The organism is Candidatus Eremiobacterota bacterium (assembly GCA_031082125.1).
Lineage (GTDB): Bacteria > Vulcanimicrobiota > CADAWZ01 > CADAWZ01 > Ess09-12 > Ess09-12.
Genome location: JAVHLM010000040.1, coordinates 28,700 through 54,467, shown reverse-complemented (window position 1 = coordinate 54,467; position 25,768 = coordinate 28,700). Strand labels below are relative to the sequence as shown.

21 protein-coding genes are annotated in these 25,768 nt (G+C 55.2%); 12 read left to right on the top strand and 9 right to left on the bottom strand.

What is annotated here, in order from left to right:
* Nucleotides 1–121: 121 nt before the first annotated feature.
* The gene (locus RDV48_28310) at nt 122–1,294 is read left to right on the top strand and encodes a formylglycine-generating enzyme family protein (GenBank protein MDQ7826740.1); all 1,173 of its coding nucleotides are present in this window, start codon (nt 122–124) and stop codon (nt 1,292–1,294) included.
* Nucleotides 1,295–1,300: 6 nt separating this feature from the next.
* Here RDV48_28310 and RDV48_28305 read toward each other — a convergent pair whose 3' ends face one another.
* Complete coding sequence (locus RDV48_28305) at nt 1,301–2,386, bottom strand: YiiX/YebB-like N1pC/P60 family cysteine hydrolase (GenBank protein MDQ7826739.1); 1,086 nt, start codon at nt 2,384–2,386, stop codon at nt 1,301–1,303.
* A gap of 397 nt (nt 2,387–2,783) precedes the next feature.
* Between RDV48_28305 and RDV48_28300 the strand changes: the two genes are divergently transcribed.
* Nucleotides 2,784–4,367 (top strand): serine/threonine-protein kinase, encoded by a 1,584-nt coding sequence (locus tag RDV48_28300; GenBank protein MDQ7826738.1) that lies wholly within the window; start codon nt 2,784–2,786, stop codon nt 4,365–4,367.
* Between the two features lie 16 nt (nt 4,368–4,383).
* Here the strand turns inward: RDV48_28300 and RDV48_28295 are convergent, their stop codons facing one another.
* The gene (locus RDV48_28295) at nt 4,384–5,043 is read right to left on the bottom strand and encodes a hypothetical protein (protein ID MDQ7826737.1); all 660 of its coding nucleotides are present in this window, start codon (nt 5,041–5,043) and stop codon (nt 4,384–4,386) included.
* Between the two features lie 333 nt (nt 5,044–5,376).
* Between RDV48_28295 and RDV48_28290 the strand changes: the two genes are divergently transcribed.
* Nucleotides 5,377–5,988, top strand: a complete 612-nt coding sequence (locus RDV48_28290) for a hypothetical protein (GenBank protein MDQ7826736.1) — start codon at nt 5,377–5,379, stop codon at nt 5,986–5,988.
* A 24-nt stretch (nt 5,989–6,012) separates the two neighbouring features.
* Here RDV48_28290 and RDV48_28285 read toward each other — a convergent pair whose 3' ends face one another.
* From RDV48_28285 to RDV48_28265, 5 genes are all read right to left on the bottom strand, one after another.
* Nucleotides 6,013–6,141, bottom strand: coding sequence for a hypothetical protein (locus RDV48_28285; protein ID MDQ7826735.1), 129 nt, complete (start codon nt 6,139–6,141; stop codon nt 6,013–6,015).
* A 36-nt stretch (nt 6,142–6,177) separates the two neighbouring features.
* Nucleotides 6,178–8,001, bottom strand: a complete 1,824-nt coding sequence (locus tag RDV48_28280) for an NAD-binding protein (GenBank protein ID MDQ7826734.1) — start codon at nt 7,999–8,001, stop codon at nt 6,178–6,180.
* 9 nt (nt 8,002–8,010) lie between these two features.
* Entirely contained in the window at nt 8,011–9,084 is a 1,074-nt protein-coding gene (locus tag RDV48_28275) for a DUF362 domain-containing protein (protein ID MDQ7826733.1), read from the bottom strand.
* Nucleotides 9,085–9,151: 67 nt separating this feature from the next.
* Nucleotides 9,152–9,832, bottom strand: a complete 681-nt coding sequence (locus RDV48_28270; protein MDQ7826732.1) for a hypothetical protein — start codon at nt 9,830–9,832, stop codon at nt 9,152–9,154.
* Nucleotide 9,833: 1 nt separating this feature from the next.
* Complete coding sequence (locus RDV48_28265; protein ID MDQ7826731.1) at nt 9,834–10,691, bottom strand: TPM domain-containing protein; 858 nt, start codon at nt 10,689–10,691, stop codon at nt 9,834–9,836.
* Between the two features lie 281 nt (nt 10,692–10,972).
* Between RDV48_28265 and RDV48_28260 the strand changes: the two genes are divergently transcribed.
* The 3 genes from RDV48_28260 to RDV48_28250 all read left to right on the top strand — a co-directional run bounded on the left by RDV48_28260 (nt 10,973) and on the right by RDV48_28250 (nt 16,141).
* Nucleotides 10,973–14,332, top strand: coding sequence for a PAS domain S-box protein (locus RDV48_28260; GenBank protein MDQ7826730.1), 3,360 nt, complete (start codon nt 10,973–10,975; stop codon nt 14,330–14,332).
* 26 nt (nt 14,333–14,358) lie between these two features.
* Complete coding sequence (locus tag RDV48_28255) at nt 14,359–15,528, top strand: hybrid sensor histidine kinase/response regulator (protein ID MDQ7826729.1); 1,170 nt, start codon at nt 14,359–14,361, stop codon at nt 15,526–15,528.
* 124 nt (nt 15,529–15,652) lie between these two features.
* Entirely contained in the window at nt 15,653–16,141 is a 489-nt protein-coding gene (locus tag RDV48_28250; protein ID MDQ7826728.1) for a CYTH domain-containing protein, read from the top strand.
* 20 nt (nt 16,142–16,161) lie between these two features.
* On the opposite strand, the gene RDV48_28245 is transcribed toward RDV48_28250, so the two are convergent.
* Both RDV48_28245 and RDV48_28240 read right to left on the bottom strand, forming a co-directional pair.
* On the bottom strand, nt 16,162–17,619 hold the full coding sequence (locus RDV48_28245; protein MDQ7826727.1) for a cytosine permease: 1,458 nt from the start codon (nt 17,617–17,619) through the stop codon (nt 16,162–16,164).
* Nucleotides 17,620–17,646: 27 nt separating this feature from the next.
* Nucleotides 17,647–17,820 (bottom strand): hypothetical protein, encoded by a 174-nt coding sequence (locus RDV48_28240; GenBank protein MDQ7826726.1) that lies wholly within the window; start codon nt 17,818–17,820, stop codon nt 17,647–17,649.
* A 208-nt stretch (nt 17,821–18,028) separates the two neighbouring features.
* Between RDV48_28240 and gabT the strand changes: the two genes are divergently transcribed.
* From gabT to RDV48_28210, 6 genes are all read left to right on the top strand, one after another.
* Complete coding sequence (gabT, locus tag RDV48_28235) at nt 18,029–19,357, top strand: 4-aminobutyrate--2-oxoglutarate transaminase (GenBank protein MDQ7826725.1); 1,329 nt, start codon at nt 18,029–18,031, stop codon at nt 19,355–19,357.
* A gap of 28 nt (nt 19,358–19,385) precedes the next feature.
* Nucleotides 19,386–20,555 carry a saccharopine dehydrogenase NADP-binding domain-containing protein gene (locus RDV48_28230; GenBank protein MDQ7826724.1) on the top strand — a complete coding sequence of 390 codons (1,170 nt, stop codon included), beginning with the start codon at nt 19,386–19,388 and terminating at the stop codon, nt 20,553–20,555.
* Nucleotides 20,556–20,646: 91 nt separating this feature from the next.
* Nucleotides 20,647–22,119: an NAD(P)/FAD-dependent oxidoreductase gene (locus RDV48_28225; GenBank protein MDQ7826723.1), complete on the top strand. Its 1,473-nt coding sequence runs from the start codon at nt 20,647–20,649 to the stop codon at nt 22,117–22,119.
* A gap of 18 nt (nt 22,120–22,137) precedes the next feature.
* Nucleotides 22,138–23,592, top strand: a complete 1,455-nt coding sequence (locus RDV48_28220) for an aldehyde dehydrogenase family protein (GenBank protein ID MDQ7826722.1) — start codon at nt 22,138–22,140, stop codon at nt 23,590–23,592.
* Between the two features lie 25 nt (nt 23,593–23,617).
* Nucleotides 23,618–25,504, top strand: a complete 1,887-nt coding sequence (locus RDV48_28215) for an aldehyde ferredoxin oxidoreductase family protein (GenBank protein ID MDQ7826721.1) — start codon at nt 23,618–23,620, stop codon at nt 25,502–25,504.
* A 9-nt stretch (nt 25,505–25,513) separates the two neighbouring features.
* Entirely contained in the window at nt 25,514–25,741 is a 228-nt protein-coding gene (locus RDV48_28210; GenBank protein ID MDQ7826720.1) for a MoaD/ThiS family protein, read from the top strand.
* Nucleotides 25,742–25,768 lie beyond the last annotated feature (27 nt).

Here is a 25,768-nt window from a genome sequence, read left to right as displayed (position 1 = left end):
GTAGGCGCTTGGAGCAAAGCTGACAGATTGCATTTCATTGTGCAGGGGTCTCAGAGACGCCACTATACAAAGGGATTCCGCCTGTGGTATAATTGGACACTACAGTGAAGGGAGCCCTGTCATGAAGAGAAATGCCTTGATATTCTCCGTGCTCATTGCGGCAGCAGTGATGTTTCTTGCTTCCGTCTCCGCGGAATGTGCCATCAGCGACCCCATGATAATAGTGGTCCTTGACGGTAAGGGGAAACATGCAAAGGCTCTCATGAATCAGGCCGGGGAAGGCTATGGCGAAATGCAGAGGCTCAACGTCCTCTCAGACTCCTCGCTTCCCTATAAGATCCTGGATTACTCCGATGCAGGCACGGGAAAATATCTGGAAAAGAATCTCCAGGTGACGCCTCAGTGCCTCCCCCTCGTGGCCTTCGTGCAGATGAAGGAAGGGAATCCTTCGCGCATGATAATAAGGTTTGATGCGGTGAGGAATCTCAAGCCTGCCATCATGAAAATAGGGAAGCTCTTCAAGGGAGAGGCCCTGGCGGGTGTGCCTCTCAAAGGCGTAAAAGAGGTCACCTGCGAGAAAGACGGATCAACAATGGTCCTCATACCGGCAGGCCCCTTTCTGATGGGCTCCTATTACGGTATGGGGCAGAAGGATGAATACCCTCTCCACGAGGTGAGCCTTCCCGCCTATTATATCGACAAATATGAGGTGACCAACGAGCAGTTCAAGAAGTTTACCGATGAGACGGGTTACGTGACAAAGTCGGGGTGGGAGCGCTATTACACGGAGGAGACAGGCAGGCACCCCGTGGTGAATGTCGCTCTTGCCGATGCGGCGGCTTATGCGAAATGGGCAGGGAAAAGGCTTCCCACCGAGGCTGAATGGGAGAAGGCCGCCAGAGGTGACACGGTGCGAATCTATCCCTGGGGAAGCGGCTGGGACAAGGGATCGCTGAACAGCCTGCTTCTCTCTGACGAAGCCCTTCTCCCCCTTATGAGCCGGATAACCCAGGGAAGGGGAACCTTGCCCGTGGGGAGCTTCCCCGGCGGGGCTTCACCTTATGGTGTCATGGATATGGCGGGAAATGCCGAGGAATGGACTGCATCGAGCTATGACGGCTATCCCGGCGCCCCGTTTCTCAGCCCTGATTTCGGCTCAAAGCTGAAGGTGGCGCGGGGAGGCTCATGGAGAGGCGACAATCCGCGGTACTTCGGCACTGCCAACAGGGGCGGCACTTACCCTCCCGAGCGGGCGATGGCCACCCTGGGCTTCCGCTGCGCCCGGTCTCAGTAATCCGCATCAGATGAACTTGGCGAGGAATGAATTGAAGAGCGTGTTATCCTTACCAACTTCCGCTATCACCTCGGCCTGCTTTGTGCGAAGGAGATCGCCCGGCAGCACGACTTCCCTGGTGATAAGGGGCCTCTTCTTGAAATTTATCTGCGGAGCGCCTTTCTTGACGGCCTTATAGACCACTTCTGAGCAGTACATGGCGTCATTGCTCATTTTGAAGCGATAGTCATAGGGGATGCCTATCATGTCTTTCCCGGCCTGCACCACGTCGGACGCCTGTTTTTCCTCGGGCTCGTAATGGGGCCTTATTGCGACCGCGTGATGCTTGTGGCCGAGCACATCCTTGAGGTCGCCTTCCGCCACGCCGTGGGTCACTGTACGGGCCTCAATGGTCTTGCCGTCTCCAGTGTAGAGCAGCGCGTGGTTGAAATCGGCCTTCCCGTCAGCCGCGACGATGAGGAGTGAGAAAATGGTGCAGGCCTCGTCATTGGTGAGCACCACGTCGCCAGGTTTGAGCTTGCTTATGAACTCATCGGCATCCTTTTCGTTTATACGGGGATGGCTTGTGTAGGTCGTCGTGTCCAGGTGAGTCTTCATCTTTTCATAGCTGTAGTCCTTCGTTTCCTTGATATGATCGCTTCTTAAAGGAATTTTCAGGGCTTTGGCAAAGAGCCCCATGGTGTTGCCGATCATCCCGCCGATACGGCCTGCCGCTTTTCTCCCTATTTTGGTCTTCCCCTGGATCTTTGCGCCGGCATAGGCTCCCACGGCGCCTCCGGCCACTTTCCCGACAAGTGCCCCTACAGGTCCTCCGAGCACCGCGCCTGCTATGCCCCCTATTGCGGCACCTGCTGCGGCGAAGCCTCCTGCCATGGCAAAATGGCTCGCGAAAGCCATAGTGGCTGCTCCTATTGCGCCATATACTTTTTTATAGGTGGCGAGGTCGGCATCTTTCACCCAGTGGTGTTCCTCGACAGCCCCTTTATATTGATCGGCCGGCACAGGCAGCGTGCTGCCGCCGGCTTCGGGCTCTTTCTTTGCCGGGGGAGTCACCGGTAGGGCAGGAGGGGTCTGTTCTCCTTGGATCTTCATCACCATGCACCACCTTGGATTTGGATGTTTCATCGCTCCCTTAAAAGAGGAAGCATACTATATTATAAGGCAGTGAAAGCTGAATTGTAAAGGAATCAGTATGGCACTCTTGTGGCTTTAAAACGAAGGTGCCAGAGTTGTCACCCTTAAATATGGCTTCCTGAAAGGGAATAATTTCACTGGAGGTGCAATATCCTCTCCAATGCAATGAGTTCGGCAAAGCTCTGGAAAATTTACAAATCTGTTACAACAGGAAATTCGCTGCGAGGCCTATAATGGCTCAGATGCTATGCGCGCAAAATTTCCCGCCTGATGACCTCGAAACCCTGGCTCTCAAACAGGATAGCAACCCACGGAAAGTGAACTTTAAAGCAAGCAGATATTTTCGTGGTGTGCTATGAATTGTCCGGATCTGTCACCGGGGGATACCCTCCATAACCGCTATAAAATCAGTGCCTTACTGGGGAAAGGCGCTTTTGCGAGCGTGTACCTGGCGGAAGAGCCGGGTCAGCAATCGCAGTTCTGGGCCGTCAAGGAGCTCCGGGAGGAGCTTATCAGCCCTGATGAGCGGGAAAGCGCGATAAAGCTCTTCAAGAGCGAAGCTCAGCTCCTTTCCATGCTTTCCCACAAGGACATTCCCAAGGTAAATGATTTCTTTACCGAAGGCACCTGTCATTACCTCGTGATGGAATTCATTGAAGGCGAGACCCTTGAGCAGATCGCGAGGGACAGGGCTCCCGCTGTGGAGGAAGTGCTCTCATGGGGCCTCAGGATATGCGACATCCTTGAGTATCTCCACAGGATGAACATAATATTCCGTGATATCAAGCCGTCAAATGTCATGATAGCCAGGGACGGCAGGGTGCACCTCATTGATTACGGGATAGCAAGGTTTTATTCGCCCGAGAGCATCTGCGACACGCACCTTCTCGGGACGCCCGGCTTTGCGCCGCCCGAGCAGTACGGCAAAGGCCAGTCTGACAGACGGAGCGACATCTATGCGCTGGGAGCCACGATCTTTTTTCTTCTCTCCAGGGAAGACGTGGCAAAGTACCACTTTGCATTCCCGGGCCTCTCCTCATTGAACCCCGACGTATCCCACGCTCTCGAGAAGGTAATAGTGCGGTGCCTGGAGATAGAGCCCCTCAAGCGCTTTCAGCGGGTGAACGACCTGAAGGAGGCGCTTCTCCGCCTTACCCCCTACACTCCTCCGTCGCAGCAGCAGATTCCGCCGCCGGCGCCGGTGCATTCAAAGAAAGCACCGAAGGCTCCGCCAGGCCCGCCGGTGAAGCTCAACCTGCCCCTTTATGTTTTCGCTTACCTCACCTCGCCTGTGGTTATCTGCATGATTGCTTTTATTGCACTTTTCCTGTGGTCCCAGGATATTATCTGCCGCTTCTTTGACGGCACTGCCATAACCTCACTCAAGAGCTTTCAGAAGGATTTTCCCGCTGCCATGAAGGTGATGGGGATATATAAATACTATGCGCTGGCCTTAATCGCCTGTTTTTTCATATCGGGAACCTATATCGATAAATATGCACCGAAAACAGGCGTCTCGATGAAAGCGTCATCATATGTTCTTATGATCACGTGGATAGCAGGCATCTTCTCCTTCGGGATCTTCTATCCCAATGATGAAGCCAAGAGATCGTTGAAATGCGAGTACAACCTTGTAAAAATGGCCCAGGCCGCCGAAGGCTATAAAGCAGGCCACGACAGCAGGTATTATCCCCGTTATCTCACTGACCTCTGCCCAAAATATATCGACAGGCTCCCTGAATGCCCTGAAAAAGAAAACCGCTACGGGTATGACGTGAATGACCTGAGAACTGACTATACCCTCTGGTGCAGCGGGAAAGCCCACACGGTGCACAGGGCGACAAGGTTTCCCGCCTACCTGACAGACCCAGATTACCCGCAGTATACCTCAAAAGAGGGTCTTCTTGAGCACCCAGGAAAGCCGGTGCCTTCCAGATGAAAAGGGAAAATCGATCTCATGCGCCCGGGGCAGCTCTCTGGCCAAAGATCCCCATTGAAAAGCTTGTGTAATGAAGGCTCAGCCTCTCGTACATGAGGGCAATATGGCCCAGTGATGCTGATTCTCCCTCTGAGATGTCAAAGATCTTCAACAGCCGCTGGTACAGGTCTTTTTCATAGGAGTCGCCATCCTTGCTGTAAAGCTCCTTGAGGTGGTCGTATATTTTTTTCCCGCTGCTGGTCCACAGAATATTCTGTGATGCGCCGGCAAATTTAAGAAGATTCAGCATGACCTCCTCGAAGCGCGCGGGGCTTCCCTGTATGCTGGTAAAAATGGCATGGGCATACTGGCTTTCAAGGAACTTGATGATAAAGTGCCAGCTTAAGAGCTCAAAGACCTGGAAAAACTTCTCCCATGTCATTTTTTTGACATGGCTCCTGAAGGGGAGACTTTTTTCGTCGAAGAAGAACTCCTCAATGATGCAGTTCACGGCCCCCGTGGCGCTGAAGAGCCACTGGCTGTAAAACTCGCGCTCCTGGGGCTGGTGCCTTATCTCATCCTTGATGGATTGCGCATTGAGAGCGAAGGGGTTCTGGTAAATAAAGGTAAATCTTTTAAAGCCCATTCCCGCCATGAGGTCCCCGATAATCCCCACCATGCACCTCCGACGACTCATGAGTATCTGGTCCCCTTTGAATAATACTAGGAATTTCAGGATAATGCAAGCCCTGCCGGCGGCTTCAGCTCCCGCCGCTCCTTCTGAATCCCCGGACGGAAAGACGCTGGAGAAGCATCCGTCTCTTTAAAGTTACATCAATTTAACAAAACCACCATTGTATGAAGAAAGATCCCCTGTTATAATATATTTGCAGGGACAGGGCTTTTGCCTGATGTTTCGCCACGGCATCGATGCTTTATTGCTGTTGATGCTCCTGTTTTCGGCTGCAGGAGGGGCTTGTAACCGGGAACAGGCGGTATAATGAAGATTTTAAAGGAGCCGGGAAGATTTATGGATATTCAGCCTTTGATTTCAAGCGCTTCCAATGCTTCCAGCGCAACTGCGGGACAGGCCTCTCAGAAGCCGTCATCAGAAAGTGTTCAAGAGGCCCATGGCTCCTTCTACAATGATAAAATCGACACCCTTGGTAAAGAATATGAGAATGTCGGTGAAAACATAAAGAGCCTCCAGGATATGAAGGTGAAAACCGAGCACAAGGCCAGGAGCAACAATACCCTGGGATTGACTCTCGGATTTGCGGGAGCCATAGGATGCTTTGCCCTTGCCGCCACGGCCGGCGGAGCGGTCTCCGGTGTGCTGCCCCTGGTGGTAATGTTTGGCGCGCCGATAGCCCTCCTTCTTTTGACCGCGCGGTCCAGTGCCCAGAAAAGTGAAGCAATGAAGCAGCAGGCGCAGATAGTGGAAGCAGAGCAGGCACAGAAGCACATTATGGATAAAAAGGAAAAGATAGAAGAGTGGAAAGCGGTGACGGATAAGGTGACAGAGACTGCGGTGGCATTCGGTGCCGACGGCGAAGGTGGGGGAATCGTCAATGATGATGACTCCACTCTGATCATAGGCGGAATAAAGCTGAAGAAGTCCGCCAGGCACGAAGGCGAGTAAACCGGCAGGTCAAGTTCCCGCAAGTCACTGGACGGACTTCTCCATCAGCTGCAGAAAGGTGCCCCAGCCCTGGTAGCCGTTATCCTTCCAATCATTATAGGTTCCCCACTTGGGATTGTAGAGAAGGGTCGTGAGGCTGCCGTATAAGTTCATCCTTAAGGAATAAGCACCGGGATTCTCCACGGCGGGCTATTTCGTCTTCCTGCCGGCCCGCCTGTAGATGCTGAAGCCTGCCTCGGCAAGGAAGGCCGGTATTCTCTTCACGGAATCCCTCACATACTCCTGGATGTCGGGAGGGAGGCTCTCCCAGGCACCCAGGTGGGGCGATATCTTTTTCGCCGGATCAAGGGGGCCGTCGGTCCAGCCTTCGGCGCGGCGCTCCCCGACAAAGCGCTCACGCTCCATCTTTACGAGCATGGCAGTCTCTTCCTCATCAAAGATGAGGGGCTCTTCGTCCAGGTCAAGAAGGGGTGTTATTGAGCACCCTATGGCATCAAGCTTTTCCCCGATGTGATCGGCCTGCCGCCTTGTCCACTCCCTCACGTGCTCGGGAAGGTCATCCCATGGCGCAAGGGAGCGCCTGTCCTTCTCTGTAAGGCCCTGGGCCTGACGGTTCCTGAGATACTCGGCATGCATGGCCCGAGCAATGATCTCATTGGTCCCTCCCAGCAGAAAATCAAAGCTGCACGCTTCATCGGAGGGAGAAAAGAAGCTCAGCTCTCCGGCAGCAACTGTTCTTCCGCCTGCCATGAGAAAAGAGGCAAGGCCTTCGCGGCTTGAAGTCTGCACGATAACCGGGCATGCCTGTCCTCTCAGGCGGTGGAGCAGGGTCAATGCCGCCGGCACGGTCTCGGAGTCATCATCATGGCAGAAAAAGACTGCATCGGCGCTGCTGCCTTTCTCTCCCTCCTCGAGGAACTCCGCCTTTTCAAAGAAGGCGGAGATGATGGGGGCGTTGATTGTCTTGAAAAGGCAGAATCTCTCAAGAGAAGGATAGCGGCCCACCAGAAGGTCATGGCGCTCCGAGGCAGCCGCGCCCGCAAGAGTGACATTGAGGCGCTCTTTCACGTCAGGACTTATCTGTTTCCATCTTCTCGCCGCCTCAATGACGGCGAAAGCACCGAGCTCCCCGTCACCTGCAATGACAAGGTGCGGCGCTGCTGCCTGCCAGGAGGGGGGAAAATGCCTCTCCATAAGGATGCGGGCACCGGTCTCATAGATATTGAAAAACTGCAGGCGGAAAAGGCTCTCGTAGGAATGCGCAAGCTCATGCTCCTTGAGCATGACACAGAGGCGGGGATTGATGATATGGATGATCGTGTTGAGGGCTTTCCTCCTGCGTTTCAGCGCGGTACCCCAGGCGAGAGAGGCAATGTCTATGTTGACGGTGTCGTCACCGGTTGCGGCCACGAGGTAGATAGCATTCCTGGAGTTCGATCGCATGAGAAGGGCTTCATCCCTTGCGCTCCCCGTGAGGACAATGATGCCTTCCTCGCGGCAATGCCGTATATTCGCGCTGGAGGTGTCGTTTTCAATGCCTACCACCTGATATCCCCGGCGCTTGAATTCCTCAGCAATAAGAAGGCCTTTTCTGCCCAGGCCGCATACAATCGCATGCCCTGAAAGAAAGCGCATGGAGAGCATCTGCATCTGCTCATGAAAAAGAAGCGCGATGGCCTGCACCGCCGTGAGGGCTGCCACCAGCGGAGCCATGAAACGGGCCACGTCGAGCTCCCAGTGGAGGGAATGAACCGATCCCGATTCCATCACGAAGAGCTGGAGGGTGAGGTAGCAGATATCCCAGAACGTCGCCTCCTGGCCCGTTGAGGCCCTGTTCTTGGCAAAGCCTGTGAATCCCAGGATTAGGGTCAGCACCCAGAGGCTTATCATGACGAGCCACTGGTTGTTGCGCCAGAAGGGCTTCACGTGGCAGCGCCACATTTTTTTCCAGCGCGTGGAGAGGGTCCTGTCCTCCTTTTCAATGGCCAGAAGGCTCCTGTGCCTGCTGTTCATAAAGTCACCTCAGCTGTGTGCCAAAAAATCAATTATATCAATGGCCCTGGGGGGGCAGCCCTTTGCCCACCGCGTGAATCCCGAGGTGCAGTTCCCTATGCCCACACCCGCGAGCTTTTTGCCTTTGAAGCCCTGGCCGATGGAGAATTTCATCCCTGACGGCAGGTCCTTCATCCTGCCCAGGGCCTGGATGAGCCCTCCATAACAGGCGGAGCAGGCCTGGTCGTTGACGACGTTCTTTGTGAGGCTCTCAAGCCTTTTCCCCCGTGTTTCTTTTACTTGCATGCAGGTATCGGAGTCTTTGCACGTATTTGTCTCAACGACATTGAAGCGGCCATCGCCCAGGCCCAGTTTCCTTGCAATTCCCAGGTACTCAATATCCTCGAACGAATATCCGATGAGGCCTGCGCAGTACAAATCCATGGTGAGAGCGTTCCGCCCGGCAATAATCCTGTTCATGGGGAGGGGAGTCCCGCCCTCTTCAAAGAACAGGTCCCCGCAGATCCCGTCAACAATGACAAGATGGCTCCTGAGAATCCTGTTGAGGAGAGCCACAGGCCTGTGGATGCCGAGGGTGTGGAACCTCCTTTTCTCGCTGTCGGGGATGCAGCCCTTGAGGTTCTTCATGGCACATGTCATGGAGGTCTGGCAATGGGCCTTCAGCACCGGCATATTAATGAGGATATCGGCTTTGAGGATTCTCTCGAAGACCCTGATTTTCATATCCATCACGGGGACCTCGACTGATCCCTCGTTTTTCAGGTCAACAAGAGGCACGTCATATTCCCTTGCGATGCTTTCGTAACCGCATATCCTGAAAGCATCGAGGGTGGAAGCGCCGACCCATGAGCTCTCTGCTATCACAATCTTGTGGATACCCCTTTCCAGCAGGTATTCTATCACAGTGCGCACTATACCGGAATGGGTCGTGGCGCCTTCCGAGGGAGCGGTGGGATTGACAAGGTTGGGCTTGATGACCACCGTATGGGCGGGGTTTATGGACTCCTGAACATCCATTATTTCAAGGAGGGTCCTGGTCATCGCTCTTTCATCGGTTCCGTACCTTACATAAAGGGTTTCCAAGTTTTTTCTCCCGGGCGCAGGCCCGTCATTTCGTCACCTGATCAATATTACCCTGACGCTGACGCCCTCAGGGCCTGGGATGGTATAGGAGGAGAGCGTTGGGGAGCTCGTCGGGGTTTTCGCCTTCGGGGGGAAGGCCCTCCTTCAGCTTCTGCGCAACGGCTGCTATCGTCACCGTGAAAGCCTCGCAGTGCTTCCTGCCGCGGAGGTGGCCGGCGGCTGTTTCAGAAAGCTCCTCTGCGCCCTCCTTCCCCAGAACGGCCTCTGCTCCCTGGTCTGCAAGGATCAGCACACTCTTCTCGAAAAGCGAGAGATAGATGAGCACGCCGCCTCTCTGCCTTGTGCTGCCCATCTTGGCAAGGGCGTACACAAAGGCCGATGAGCGCTTCACTTCCTCATCCATCTCGCGTCTTCCGATAAAAGGCCTGCGGAGGCTCCTCCAGAAAATTCCTGCTGCCGCTCCGGCAAGAAAGCCCCCCGCCACGGCGGCAAGCTGCCAGGTCAGGGGGATTCCCTCGGCATGGGACCAGCTTCCCGGTGCGGTGAGAAGAGCGGCCCCGGCAAAATTAGCTGCCAGAAGCGCTACAAGAGCGGAAAGAATGGACATGAGGGTAATGGCCCTCTCGTACCGGCCGGACTCAGTGGCGATGGCGCATATGATCTCTGCAGAAGTAAGCTTCTCCGCCTCGGAAACGGCTTTCTCGACGGCCTCTCTCTCGTGTTCAGTGAGAAATCTCCTTGCATTCATATCAAGACCAGAACCTGAAAGAATGGTATTTCATGTCATGCTCCATATCGTGGTTATACATCCATAGGTAAAATAGGGCCACAAGAATCACTCCGGCAATGATGAAAACCGGATAGAAAATGGCAAGGCAGGCGATGAGAAAACCTGTGCCGAAGAAAAATGCCGAGCCTTTCTCATAGATGAAGGCGGTCAATATGAAGATGAAGGCCACGATCAGGGCTATCCAGGTGTACTCCCCGAAGACCGAGAAGGGGGGATGCCTGATATACTCAGCCAGTCCCGCGATTGCGAGCTGCGCGGTGTCCGGCTTCCTGGGCGCGCCCCTGGTGGTGACCTTTATCATCTCGTTGAGAGCCTGCACTCCCCTGAGGATTCCCTTCGAAAAGTCGTTTTTCCTGAAAGAGGGCCCCATCTCGTACTTGAGCACATAGTCAATATAAGGGTCCCAGCCATTGACCCAGCCGTCTCCCCGCTGGATCGAGAACTTCTGCTCGGCCTTGCTCAGCAGGATCAGAATGCCGCTGTTAAGGCGGTTCCCATGGGCATCAATTTTTCCCACCTTCCACTTTTCGAACCACTGCCTCGCGAACTGTTGAAAATCCTGAGCGCCGGTGCCGTCATAGAGGCTCATGGTGGGAATGGTCACCACCATCAGTGAGGTGTCGAAAATGGTATACGCATCTTTCTGGATGGCGGTGATCTTTTCCAGGTCCTCTTTCTTGATGAGAGATGCATCATCAACGGTGAAGACCTCCCTGCCCGGGGGAGGGGGCAGGGGAAGGGCGGCAGACTCAGACGATAAGATGAGGGCGGCAAAGAGCACAATGAGAAAAAAAGCCTTGCCGCATCTTGCTGTCATATCATCCTCATTGTCAGAATGTTTAAGGTGATTTTATCACATTCCAGCAGAGAGCACAAGGCTATGGCTCTCAGTGCCGGGTCACGCGTTTCACTCCCTTATCAAGGAGCAGGAAGGATTATAAAAGGAACTTTCGCCCAGTGAGGAGAACCATGTCTTTACCTTAAAGCGGCAATGTTGCACTCTACGAAGAAGCACCAGAATTCACACCAGGAGCTTCTTTTGTCTGTACAGCGAGGTTCCCCGGCATGACCGCTTGCTGAAAGAGAGATGGATCACTGATGGAAAAAGCTCCCTCTTCAGGAAAAAGGGTACCGCGCCTCAAGGCAGCGAAGAAGCCAGCGGACCACAGGCCCCCGCAGGAGCTTCTCCAGGAGCTGAGCACCCTCAAGCAGAGGCTTCTGGAAACAGGCACTCTCAGTAAGAAGACCACGCTTATTACTGATGCCGTCATCCGCCTGGTCGGAGCGGACTTTGCGCGGATATGGGTATTGAGGGAGGGCGATCTCTGCGACAACAGGTGTCTTCATAGAAAAGTCACCGATGGCTCATATGCCTGCAAGGACAGGACACGGTGCCTTCACCTTGTTGCCAGTTCGGGGCGCTACACAGATATTGACGGCATCCACAGCCGCGTCCCGATGGGAGCCTACAAGATAGGCCGTGTGGCAGCAGGCGAAGAAAAAGGCTTCATCACCAATGATGTGGGCAATGATTTACGTGAGCACAACCGGGAGTGGGCCAGGTCCCTGGGCCTCGTATCATTCGCAGGCTACAGGCTTGTCTCCGCAGAGGGGCGGGCCGTAGGCGTGCTGGCACTCTTTAAAAAAGAGCCCCTCACCGCCGAAGAGGAAAGGATTCTGGAGGATATCGCAAGCATAGCGTCTTTTGTGCTCATCTCGGGCCTCGCGGAAGAGGCATTGAAAAGAGCCCACCAGGAGCTTGAAGCCAAGGTCCGGGAGCGCACGGCAGAGCTGCGGGAGGCAAACACAAGGCTTCTTGAGGAGGTTAACGGCCACAGGCTGGCCGACGAGGCGCTGAGAATGAGCGAAGAGCGGAGCCGCATCATCTCCGAGTTCGCCTTTGAAGGAATCGTGATTCATCATGAGGGGAGAATCAAGGATGCCAACAGGACATTTCTCACCCTCTTCGGCTACCAGTCCATTGAAGAGATTCAGAGCGTTCCTGACATAATGTGCCTTATTGATGCCGGCCACCATGAAATAGTGAGGCGCCACATCGACAGAGGTTTAACCACTACCTACACGGCTCTTTATGTCAGAAAGGATGGAACCACTTTCTGGGGCGAGACAAGGGGAGGCGTCATAGATTACCACGGTGAAAAGGCAAGAATCACCACGATAAATGACATCACCATCCGCGTGCATGTCCAGGAAGCCCTCCGTGAAAGCGAGGAAAAGTTCCGCACTATCAGTATATCGGCCCTGGACGCCATTGTGATGATTGATAACAACGGTGCCATCACCTATTGGAACCCGGCAGCGGAGCGCATGTTCGGATACAACCTCATGGAGGCCCTTGGGCGGGAGTTCCATGCCTTTCTCGCTCCCCCGAGGTTCAGGGAGGCCTATCTGAGATCTTTTCCCCACTGGCAGAATACAGGCGAGGGAGGAGCCGTCGGGAAGGTGCTGGAACTGGCGGGTCTGCGGAGAGACGGGAGCGAGTTTCCCCTCGAGATCGCACTCGCATCGGTGAAGATTCAGGATCAGTGGCATGGCGTGGGAATCTTGCGCGACATCACGGAGCGGAAGCAGGCCATCGATGCCCTGCGGGCCAATGAAGAGAGATTGAGGGCTATTTTTGAAGGCTCATACGACGCCATTATGCTTCTTACCGAAAAGGGCTTCTTTGACTGCAACGAGCGCACCCTTGGTATGTTCGCCTTAAGGAGCAAGGAGGAATTCGTGGGAACCCATCCTGCTGATCTCTCTCCTCCTTTCCAGCCCAGTGGCGAGCCATCTTATGATGCGGCCATGGCACATATCCTGAAAGCCTTCAGGGAGGGCTCCGACAGCTTTGAGTGGGTCCACCGGCGCGCCAATGGCGAAGACTTCCCGGCAGAGGTGCTCCTTTCCGCTTTTGACTTTGTTGACGGGAGAGTGCTTCAGGCCACCGTCCACGATATCACCAGGCGCAAGGAGATAGAAAAGGCTCTTCAGATGGCCAAGGAGGAGGCAGAGCGGGCAAACCGTGCAAAATCAGAGTTCCTTGCCAACATGAGCCATGAGATCCGCACGCCGATGAACGCAATCATAGGCTTCAGCGAGCTGCTGAAGGGCCGGGTCACTGATGAAAAGTCCAGGGAGTATCTCCAGGGGATTCTGACAGGGGGCAAGAACCTCCTTGGCCTCATAGAGGATGTGCTTGACCTGTCGAAGATCGAGGCAGGGAAGATGGAGATTCACTGGGAGCCGGCCAATCCCCATGTGTTCTGCGAGGAGATGGCGCAGATCTTTGCAGTGAGGACTGCGGAAAAGGGCATTGAGTTTCTGATCGAGGTGAGCAAAGAATTGCCTCACGGCCTCATGCTCGATGAGGTGCGGGTGAGGCAGATCCTCCTCAACCTCATCGGAAACGCCATCAAGTTCACTGAAAAAGGGTATGTGAAGCTCCGCGTCTTCACTGCTGATCCCCTGGCAGACAGGAGCAGCATGGACCTCATATTTGAGATTGAGGACACGGGCATCGGCATCCCGGAAAGCCAGCAGCAGATGATATTCGAGGCCTTCCGCCAGCAGGAGGGACAGAGCACCCGCAGGTTCGGCGGCACCGGCCTGGGCCTCACCATTACCAGGAGGCTTGTGGAGATGATGGGAGGAGCCATCAGGCTCAGAAGCGAGGCGGGGAAAGGCTCCACGTTCAGCATCAGGTTCCCCGGCGTCAAGGTTGCAGCTATTGAGCCTCTTGATACAGAAGATATCCGCGAGTTTGAAGACATACGCTTCAAGCACGCGGTCGTCCTCCTTGCCGAGGATATTGAGTCCAACAGGCGTGTCATTGCCGGTCTCCTCGAGCCTCACGACATTGTGCTCCTCATGGCAGCCAACGGGCAGGAGGCCCTTGAAGTGTCACGGCAGAACCGTCCCGGCATGATACTGATGGATCTCCAGATGCCGGTGATGGACGGTTACGAAGCAACGGTGATTCTGAAGAATGAAGAGGCCCTCGCCTCGATTCCCGTTGTGGCCTTCACCGCGTCCTCGACGGAGACAGATCTGCACAGGATAAAAAGCCTTTTCAGCGGCTACCTGCGCAAGCCCGTGACAAAGGCGCGCCTCCTCAAGGAGATCTCCCGTTTTCTCCCTTTTTCTTTTGGAGAGGAGGAGACCCCGGCGCCTTCTCCGGCCAGGGAGATTCCCCCGGAAATTCTGCAGCACCTCAAAGAGAAGTTCAAGCCCCGGTGGGATGATGTCCGCTCAGGCATGGTGGTGAAAGAGATAAAGGCTTTCGCCTATGACCTCAGGGAGCTTGGAAGACTCCAGAATGTCTTCATGCTTAAGGATTATGGAGATACTCTCTACCAGCAGGCCTCCTCTTTCAAGATAGACCGCATGATTCAGACGCTGAAGCATTTTCCCCGTCTTCTCAGTGAAGGCCTGGAGTGGTCTCAAGAGCCTTAGAAAACCGGAAAGGCAGGGCTTCTTTCATGACGATCTCCAATGGGCAGAGAGCGCTGGCGGCGAGCAGCATCATCCTGATAGTCGATGACGTGCCCGGAAATCTTGAGATCCTGGGCAGCCTCCTGAGCGAGGCAGGCTTCGAGATATCAGTGGCGACAAACGGTATGCAGGCCCTCACCGCCGCCGTCAAGGCTCCCCCGGCTCTCATCCTCATGGATGTGAGCATGCCGGAGATGGACGGCTACTCTGCCTGCGAGAGGCTCAAGGCCAATCCCCTCACGGCCGACATTCCCATAATCTTCCTCACTGCCCACAGCGGCGAAAGCGAGATCGTCCGGGGCTTTGAGGCAGGCGGCGTTGACTATATCACCAAGCCCTTCAAATCCGCCGAGCTTATGGCCAGGATACTGACACATCTCGAGCTGAGGCAGTCCAGGGAGCGCATAAGGCATCAGAACGATGCGCTCATGGAGATAAACGAGAAGCTCGCCAGGTCTGAGGAAGGACTGCTCCTGGCCAACAGCATGAAGGATAAATTCTTTTCCATCCTGGCCCATGACCTCAAGAATCCTGTCACGCTCTTCTACCAGGTCTCCACTCTTCTGCTTGAAAAAGACATGCTGGACGAGGAGAGCAGTCTCAGGTATCTCAGGTCTCTCCACGACGCCGCTTCCAACCTTCGCAATCTTCTTGACAACCTTCTCACATGGGCGCGCTCCCAGGCCGGGAGGATAGATTTTGAGCCCTCCCCTCAGCGTATCGCCCCTCTTGCCCGTGAAGTGCTCTCACTGCTGGCTCCTGGAGCCAGGCAGAAGGGCATCTCTGTCACAATGGAGATTGCAGACGATACCGCTGCCACCTTCGATGAGAACATGGTGGGCACCGTTCTCAGGAACCTTATCTCCAACGCGATAAAATTCACCAGCGAAGGGGGCGCCGTGACGCTCGCAGTGGAAAAGCGGGGGGATTTCCTGGCTCTTTCCGTCACCGATACCGGCATCGGCATGACGGTGGCCGATCTTGGCAAGCTCTTCAGGATTGATGTGCATCAGAGCACAATCGGGACAGGGCGGGAAAAAGGCACGGGCCTGGGCCTTATCCTCTGCAAGGAGTTCGTGGAGAAGCATGGCGGCACCATTGAGGTGCAGAGCGAGCCCGGCAGGGGAAGCATCTTCACCTTCACGCTCCCCTGCTGAATAGAGAGGCGTCACCGGGCATTCCCACCAGTGAGGCCGCCATATGCAGCAGGCCCGCCGGCAGTGATTCCATGCAGTTCACAGGAGAAAATGTCGCGCAACAGTAATAACCAGGGAGGACACCATGGGGAAGGAAATAGAGAGAAAGTTTCTTGTAAATGGCGATGACTGGAGGAGCCTTGCAGAAGGAGTGCCTTACCGCCAGGGCTATCTTTCCACGGTGAGGGAGCGCACCGTAAGGGTCCGCACCGTTGGCGACGAAGGCTTTCTCACCATCAAGGGACTCACCACGGGGGTGAGCAGGCCAGAATATGAATACCCTATCCCTGGTGCGGAAGCCAACGAACTGCTGACAAACCTCTGTGAAAAGCCCCTGATTGAAAAGAACAGGTACAAAATAGCAAGGGGCGGCGTGACGTGGGAGATTGACGAGTTCTCCGGCGAGAACGAGGGCCTTATAATCGCCGAGGTGGAGCTCCACGACGAGCATCAGTCACTCGAGATCCCGCCCTGGATAGGTGAAGAGGTCTCCGGTGATCCGCGCTACTTTAATTCCAATCTCACGAAAAACCCTTACAGGAACTGGAATAAAACCGCCACCCGGGGGGAGTGATTCCCTGCGGAGCTCTGCCATCAGATGTTGGGCTCCAGGAGGGGGCGGCTCCCATGATCTTCGAGGTAGCCTCCTATCCCTTTCTTCACGAGGAAGATCCTGGCCAGGAAATAATAGAGGAGCATGGGGATGAGCGCTGCCGGCAGCGAGGCAGTGAGATACTGGAAGGGATAATGATAAGCGCTGGTCACGGGGTTGTAAAGCCAGAGATAAAGGCCCTGGCCCAGAACCATGCACCCCAGGGCATACCAGTTGAAGCCCCCGGTGAAGAAATAGTCCCCTGAGGGGTGACTTTCAAAGAGCTGAGAGGCGTTGAGCCTCCTATTCCTCAGGAAGAGATAATCCACGAGCAGGACGCCTGAAATGGGAACGTACATGGTGGCATTGTAAGGAAGGAAAGCGTTTCCCCTCTCATAAAGAGGGTCAGGGAAGAGCACAAAAGCCAGGAGCGGGAGAAAAGTGATGACCGTAAGGGCTTTCCATGAGAATCCCCTGAGATACTTCACATGGCGAAGCGCAAGCTCGGCGGTGTACATCATGATCGAGCTTGCCGAGATATTTGCCGATGCCACGAGGAGCAGGGATATGACGCCGAAGGTGAGGCCGCCTACTTTGAGCATCCACACGGTGGGGTCGCCCTGCTGGAACAGGAGCCCGCTGAAAAGCCCCGTGCAGCAGACCACTCCCATCAGGAGTCCCATCGTGATAACCTGGGGATAAAAGCTGTTACGCTGAGTATCGGTGTTGCGGGCAAGGAACCCTATGCCGGGCCACCATGAGAAACCTGCGCCGAGGCCGCACTCAAAGGCCAGCGCGTAATTGACATGGGCGTCGGGCTCGGGGTTGAGGGGAAGCGCTTTCACCAGGGCAGCCCAGCCGAACCTGCTGAAAATGACGTAGAAAAGGAAGATGCATACTGCCACGAGGAGAGGCGTGATTATGGAATTGAACATGTTCAGGATATGGACACCTCTTATTATAATTGCGTAAGCTACCACTATCCCGGCGAGAGTGACGAGGTGGACGAAGAGGGGTCCCGGGTGAAACCCCGCCGACTCGATGACATTCTTGACGCCTCTTGCCATCATCACCAGGATGAGCCCTGTCCATCCCACCTGGTTTATCACATAGAAAACCAGGATGATTTTTGAGCCCCGCTGGCCGAAGCAGGATTTTGTGAAATCAATCTGCTCAATGCCATATCTGTTGCAGGCAAGAGCGGAGGCGACTGCGGAGATTGCAACGCCGATGACGCATCCTGCAATGAGCACAACGAGGCCCTGCACTGCGCCGACATAAGAGGAGGCATAGCCGCCTATCAGAAAGCACCATGTAGCAACGGCATAAGCGAAACCCGTGGCGGAGATGCCATAGAGAGAGTATTCACGCTCGGAAGGCAGGAGCGGGAGGCGGCCGAAAATGGCCTCTTCCTTGACCCGGGCTTCCAGGCCAGGATCATGGGATTCAAGGTTGCTCATGGAAAAGCATGCCCTCTTTCTCTCAGGTCACGATCTGAAGAGCCAGACGAGGAAAAGCGGAAGCACTACAAAGAGCACCATGCTGAGTATCCAGTCCGTGGAGGTAAAGGCGCCGAAGGAATCTTCCGAGCACTCATCAAGCTCGACAAGACGCCTCTGCAGTTCCTGCTGGAAAGCCTCATCAAGAGAACTTTTCTGCATGCCCATGCCCCCCCTGCGCTCTGATGGACCGGAAGAGAATTGACTGCTGCGGCGTGGAGAGTGAAGCGATGAGTATAATGATGCCGTCAGTAATGCTCTGGAGTATAGCAGAAAAAGTCGCTCTTGTCAAAGGATTTTCCTCTCTCTGCCTCTAAATTATTTTGTAAGTGCCAGGCGATTTAAAGAGAAAAAGACTGCGGAGTGAACTATGAAAAGCAAAGGTATCCCCGGGAAAAGATCTTTTGAGCTCATCAAGGTAAAAGAGCAGTATGTGCCGAGAGGCGTCTTCAATATAGTGCCGGTCTTCATGAAAGAGGCGAAAGGCGCCGCGATAACCGACGTGGACGGCACCGTCCTCATAGACTTTGCAGGGGGGCTCGGGGTGCTCAACATAGGCCACTGCCATGAGGAAGTGGTCCAGGCCGTGAAGGAACAGGCAGACAGGTTCCTCCATGGATGCTTTCACGTGACCATGTATGAATCTTATGTGAGGCTTGCCGAGAAACTCGCGGAGATAGCGCCGGGAGAATTTCACAAAAAGTCCATGTTCGTGAACAGCGGCGCCGAGGCCGTTGAAAACGCCGTCAAGGTGGCCCGCAGCGCCACGGGAAGAAAAGGGATCATCGTATTTGAGGCGGGCTTCCACGGGAGAACCTATCTCACCATGACCATGACGAGCAAGGTGAGGCCCTATAAATTCGGCTTCGGCGCACTTGCGCCGGAGGTATACAGGATACCTTATCCTTACTGCTACAGGTGCCCTGTGGGAAGGGAGCGGGCAGGCTGTTCCATGGAATGCCTTGAGTTCTTCACGAAGTTCTTCGCCGCACACGCGGACCCCAAAGAGATCGCCGCCGTGATAATTGAGCCTGTCACCGGCGAGGGCGGCTTTATCCCTGCCCCGCCGGAATATATGGAGGGCCTTCAGAAGATCTGCAGGGAGCACGGCATTCTCTTCGTCGCTGACGAGGTGCAGACAGGCTTCGGCCGGACAGGCGCTTTCTTCGCCTCCGAGCACTCCGGAATCTCTCCTGATATTATCATTTCGGCAAAATCGCTGGCAGGGGGACTTCCTCTCGGAGCTGTCACGGGAAAAGCAGAGCTGATGGACGCTCCCATGGTGGGGGGGCTGGGCGGAACATTCGGCGGAAACCCCCTTTCATGCGCGGCTGCCCTCAAAGTCATTGAGGTAATGCAGAGGAAAGGCTTCATGAAGAAGGCCCGGGACCAGGGCAAGCTCATCAGGGACCGCCTGGTTCAGATGGAGAGGAAATATCCCCTCATCGGCGACGTGAGGGGAATGGGCCCCATGATGGCAATAGAGCTGGTGAAAGACAGGAAAAAGAAGACTCCTGCCAGCACAGAGACGGCCTCGATAGTAAAAGAGTGCCACCAGAGAGGGCTTGTCATCCTCAAGGCAGGCATCTATGACAATGTCATAAGAATCCTGGCGCCCCTGGTAACAGAGAAAGACCTTCTCGTGAAAGGCCTTGACATCCTTGAAGAATCGATGGCGGCAGCGAAAGTCACTCACTAGACGAAATTCTGAAGAGAGGAGCAACCATATGAAAATTGCAGTGCTGGGCGGAGCAGGATTGATGGGACGCATTACCGTGCAGGATCTGCTGGAAAATCCCGACATTGAGCATGTCACCGTGGGAGAGCTGCACCGCAAGTCGGCCCTTGCCATCCTGGGAAACCTCAAGGACAAAAGACTGAAAGTGGAGAGCATCGACATAAAGCAGCACGATAAGCTCGTCGCCCTCATAAAAGGCCACGAGGTGGTAATCAACTCCACGCCCTACCTGCTGAATCTCGAGGTGATGAAAGCCTGCCTCGAGGCCCGCGTCCACTACCTTGATCTTGGCGGGCTCTTCAAAATGACGCAGCGCCAGCTGGAGCTTTCTGCCGAATTCAAGAAGGCGGGCCTTATTGCCGTGCTGGGATGCGGGAGCACTCCGGGCACCACAAATATCATGGCAGGTTACGCCGCGGGCAGGCTTGACGAAGTGGTATCCGCAGAGGTAAAAATAGGGTGCGCCGATTTCTCGAGGAGTGAATCGCCCCTCACGCCGCCTTATACCATGGATACCATACTGGATGAGTTTTCCCTGAACCCTGTCATCTTTGAGGGGGGGAAGTTCCGCGAGGTACCGCCGCTCTCCGGTGAGGAGGAAGTGATATTCCCCTCGCCTGTGGGGATACAGACAGCCTGTTATACCATCCACTCTGAAGTGGCCACCTTCCCTCTCTCCTTTAAAGAGAAAGGCATCAAGAGGGCCAGCTTCAGGATCGCTTTCCCCGTGGAGTTTTATAACAAGATAAAGTTTCTCGCCGAGCTGGGATTCGCGAGCGACACCCGCAGGACCATTCATGGAGTGGAGGTGTCTCCGCGGAAATTCCTGCTGTCCCTTATCAGCGAGCTTCCCTCGCCGGAAGGCGACGCCGATGACTGCGATGTCATCAGGGTGGAAGTCCATGGAAAAAAGAACGGCCTGAAGGTGGAATGCCGCATGGAGAGCATAGTCAGGCCCCACAGCCGCTGGAAAGTGAGCGCAGGAGCCCTTGACACCGGTGTTCCGGCTTCCATCATAGCACAGATGATTGCCGACGGGCAGATCAGGAAACGCGGGGTCCTCCCGCCTGAAGTGTGCGTTGATACTGAGCAGTACTTCAAAGAACTGGCCCTGAGAGAGATGAAAGTGTATTCGGTGACGAGAGAAGAGATTACATAACGCAGGGAGGTGGGGGATGCCCTCTTTCTGCCTGGAACATCGCCATTGACTGCCATGGTATCTGATGATTTTAATAAAAGGAGGTATGAAAATGAAAAGAGCCAGTTCCGGGAGCTGTCAGAGGGGGGGCCTTGCCTTCCTGGTTTTCGCGGCCATCCTGGCCGTTATGCTTTTTCCCTGCCGCCCATCTTTTGCATCGCCTGCGGTGTCAAAGACGGACGTGGTGATCGTGGGCGGCGGCATGGCAGGGCTTGTGGCTGCCTATGAGCTTGAGCAGAAAGGAATCTCCTGCGTCATACTTGAAGCGAACGATCGCCTGGGAGGCAGGGTCGCCACGGTGGATTACGGCGACGGCCTCCTGTCGGAAATCGGCATGCATGAAATCTGGGAAGCCTGTCCTCTCAACGATTACGTCAAGAAGTTCAATCTCCCCTACAGCAAGTCCGAGGAGCCCTATTCCAGCTGCATCCTTGACGGGAAGGTCTATCCCTATGTCCAGGACACTTTTGAGGAGTACCTGAAAACGGTGCTGAATCCCGAGGAGGCAAAAGCCTTCTCCGACTGGCGGAGCGCCACGGAAAAAATCTATGACGAGACAGTGGCAGAGAAGCTCACTCCGGCCCTTGAGCCTCTCCAGAAGATCTCATTCGCCAAGTGGGTGGCGGGGCAGAACCTTCCCAAGAAGACGGCAGAGTTTGTGCGCCTTACCCTAGAGTGCGAGATAGCGACGGACTGGTCGCAGGTGAGCGCCCTTTACGGCATCATGCAGCTTCGCCAGTTTCTCCACAAAACAGAGAAGTGCCGGCATATCAAGGGTGGAAACAGCAAGATTACCAGCGCCTTCGCGGCGGCCATAAAAGGCCCCAAGATCCTCAACGCGAGGGTCACCAGGATCGTGCGCACCTTGATGCCCGACAACACTGTGGAGGTGAAGGTCCATTACCTTCTCAACAACAGGATGGAGTGCATCAATTCAAAGGCCGTGGTAGTGGCCGTTTCGTGGAACCACCTCCACTCCATCCAGATGGAGCCCACCCTCAGCAAGCAACAATGGGATTCAGTCTATAGCCTCACGGCGGGGCAGTACTATGTGGTGCACATCCTGCTTGACACGAAAGCCAACAGCCTTTTAAAATACGACGGGAAGCTCCCTTTTCCCATCATCTCCCGGGGCCGACTCGGGGTCATCTACGGTGTCCTGGAAGAGCCCCCGGCAGGCCAGAAGCTTGAGGTGTTCACCCTTCTTATCCATGGTGACTATGCAAGAACGTACCTCGAGCCCCTGGACGCCATGAAAAAGGAGTACCTCGCCGAGCTTGAAAAGATATGGCCGGGTTTCTCAAAATATGTCAATGCCGTGTATTTTTACGGGTACCATCCCGGCGCCACACCGGCGTGGCCAGTGGGGAGATCACCCATTGATGCCGGAACAAAGTCACTTCACGACCCATCCCTTGGCCTCTATCTTGCCGGCGATTACCTTTACAGCAGCCACGTGGAAGGAAGCGTGATGGCCGGCAGGAAGGTGGCCGCTGAAATTGCAAAAGCCTTGAAAGGAAAATAGCCGATAAGGAGGGCACCCATGTACGGTCACTGGATCGAAGGAAAAATGGTCAAGGGATCCGCACAGAACAGGATAGAAGTGAAAAACCCCGCCACGGAGGAAGTGATTGACACAGTCCCTTCAGGCACTCTTGAAGAGCTTGACAGGGCGGTGCAATCGGCGAAGAAAGCTTTTCCTCAATGGAGGAAGGTCCCGGGTGTCCAGAAGGCTGAGCTGCTCCACGAAATTGCTGCAAAGCTCCGGGAACAGAAGGAAGATCTTGCGAGGATCCTCACTCTTGAGGGCGGAAAGCCTTTCAGGGAGAACGTCGATGAAGTCACATGGGTGGCTGCATGCTTTGACTATTATGCGGAGTTAGGGAGAAATTATATGGGGCGCGTGATTGCGCCCGTTGAGCCTTCCCAGCTCTCCCTGGTCATCAAGGAGCCTTACGGCGTGGTTGCCTGCATCGCTCCCTGGAATTATCCCCTGCTTCTCACGTCGTGGAAAGTGGCACCTGCGCTTGCAGCAGGAAATACCGTCGTGATAAAGCCTTCAAGCGTCACCCCGCTCTCCACCATAGCCCTCCATAAGGCCTTCGGTGCGCTTCCTCCCGGTGTGGTCAATATAATCACCGGAAGCGGCGAGAAGCTCGGAATGGCTCTCATCAGGCACAGGGACATCAGGATGGTTGCCTTCACGGGGAGCGTCGAGGCGGGGAGAAAGATTGCGAGGACCGCCGCGGAAGAGTTCAAGAAAGTCCACCTGGAGCTGGGAGGAAAAGATCCCTTTGTGGTCTGCGAGGACGCGGATCTCGCCGTCGCCACGAAGGGCGTGGCATGGGCGGCTTTTCTGAATGCGGGCCAGGTCTGCACTTCCACGGAAAGGATCTATGTGCACAAGTCAATAGCCAGGGAGTTCACCGAGCGCTTCGTGGAGTTTACGAAAACCCTGAGGCTCGGCCCGGGAATGGAGCCCACCACTGACATCGGCCCTATGGCAGGCGAGAGCTACAGGAAAAAAGTGGAGGATCAGATCCAGGAGGCAGTCTCACAGGGAGCAGCACTCCTCCACGGCGGGAAGCGCCCGAAAAAATTCAGGAAAGGCTATTTCCTTGAGCCCACGGTCCTCACCAGGGTGGACCATACCATGAGAATCGTCAAAGAGGAGACCTTTGGCCCCGTTGCTCCCATAATGACCTTCAAGACCTTCGACGAGGCCATAGAGCTTGCCAATGACTCCGACTACGGCCTGGGTGCCTGCCTTTACACCAATGACGCCAGGAAGGTGAAAAGGTTCTTCGAGGAGGTCAAGGCAGGCACCATATGGATAAACGATCCCCTCAGCGACAATGATGCCGGGCCTTTCGGCGGGATGAAGTCCACGGGCGGCGGCAGGGAGCTCGGTGAAGAGGGGATTGAGGAGTTCAGGGAGACCAAGCACGTGCACTGGGACTTTGAAATGAGAGCAAAGGAGTGGTGGTACCCCTATTAAGATTCAATGAAACCAGGAAAGCGGGGTGGACAAGGTGAACAGGAAACGCTCTCTCTGCAATGGAAAGATCGTGGAGGTCAATCTTGCTTCTCTCACTTCAAGGGTGATTGAGATTCCCCTCCAGTGGTACCGGGACTTCCTGGCGGGAAGCGGCATGGGAGTGAGAGTCCTTTTTGAAGAGCACAAGGTGCCCCTTGAGCCCCTCGCGCCTGAAAGCCCGCTCCTCTTCATGAAAGGCCTCTTCAACGGTACAAAGATCCCATCCTCTTCGCGCGTAACCGCATGTGCACGCTCCCCCCTCACGGGAATCTGGGCTGAGTCCTGCAGCGGCGGTCTATGGGGCGCAGAGCTTGCCTTTACAGGGTATGACGGGATCCTTGTGAGGGGTAAGGCGCCGCACCCCGTCTATCTCTGGATCAACGATTCTGCCGTTGAAATCCGCCGCGCGGAGCATCTCTGGGGACTTGACACCTTTGAAGCCTCCGACCAGATTTTAAAAGAAACCCGGAGTGATGCGAAAGTCGCAAGCATAGGAAGGGCAGGGGAGCTCGGTGTGGCCTTTGCCTCCATAATGCTTGACGGAATCCACGCGAGAGCCATGGGGCGCTCCGGCATGGGAGCCGTCATGGGCTCAAAGAACCTCAAGTCCATTGCGCTGAAGGGCTCGCAGCCTGTCGAGACTGAGAATGCTGAAGAGCTGCTCAAGGTTATCAAGGCTGAAGTCCCCCTCATGGTGAAGAACGCCCAGGGACTCCGCAACTGGAGCACCGCAGGCGGCGTCGAGACAATTGAGTTCCTTGGAGACCTTCCCATCAAGAACTGGCAGCTTGGAAGCTGGGTGGAAGGGGCAAAGAAAATCGCGGGGCAGGCTTATCTTCCAACCCTTCTTGATCATCACGCCACCTGCTATTCATGCGCCATAAGGTGCGCAAAGATTGTGAAAGTGAAGGAGGGGCCTTACAAGGGAATTTACGGCCACGGGCCCGAGTATGAGACCCTTGCAGGCTTCGGATCAAACCTGTTGAATGAGAATCCCGAGGTTATTATCGCTGCGAATGATCTCTGCAACCGCCTCGGTATGGATACGATATCGTCGAGCTCAATGATTGCCTTCGCCATGGAGGCTTATGAAAAAGGGATAATAAACAGCACCACTGCCGACGGTCTTACCCTGGAATGGGGGAGGGGAGAGGCCATTGTGGAGCTTACCCGCAGAATCGCGCTACGTGAAGGAGCTTTTGCCCGCCTGCTGGGTGAGGGAGTGAAGAAGGCCGCTGCCCATTTCGGGGGAGCCACCGGGGATTTTGCCATTCACACCAAGGGACAGGAATTCCCTTACCACGATCCCAGGGCCTTCACCTGCATGGCTGCTAATTACGCCACGGCGAACCGCGGCGCCTGTCACCTGGAAGCGCTCAGTTACTTCCTCGGGAGAGGAGTGCCCCTTCCCGATCTTGGCTTCGCCACGCCGCCCGATCCCCATATCAATGAAGGCAAGGGCCATGTTGCCTACCTGATGCAGAATTATATGTCCTGCTTCAACCCCCTGGGGCTCTGCAAGTTTATTTTTACGGCCCAGGTGGGCCCCTCGCAGATTGCCCGGTGGCTCTCCCTCTCGACGGGATGGCCTGTCGGGCAGGACGAGCTGATGAAGACCGGGGAGCGGATTTTCACTCTCAAGAGACTGTTCAACAACAGGCTGGGAATCACAAAAAAGGACGATATCATCCCACGGAGGCTTCAGAAAGAGCCCAGGCCGTCGGGACGGGCTGCCGGAGTTCTCCCCGATCTGCCTCTCATCCTGGAGGAATATTACCGCCTGAGGAGGTGGGATGATGACGGCATTCCCACCCCGCAGCTCCTGAAGGACCTGGGACTGGAGCAGTGTGAAAGCCATACCCGCAAGGCATGAAGGTAACCTATGAAAATAACCCTTATTCTTAACGGACATCTGAGGCACTTCAGGGGAAAGAGGGAAGAGGTGGTGGAGCTTTCAGGCGGCGAGTCTCTCGGAGAGGTGCTGGAAAGGCTCGCCATTCCTCATGGCGATGTAATGGCCCTGGTGATTGACGGGAAAAGATTTGACTACGCCCATGTTCCACAAGAAGGCTCCGTGGTGGAGGTCATCCCTTCAATCTCCGGCGGATAGATGCCATCGCTTCTTTTCTTCTGCCCT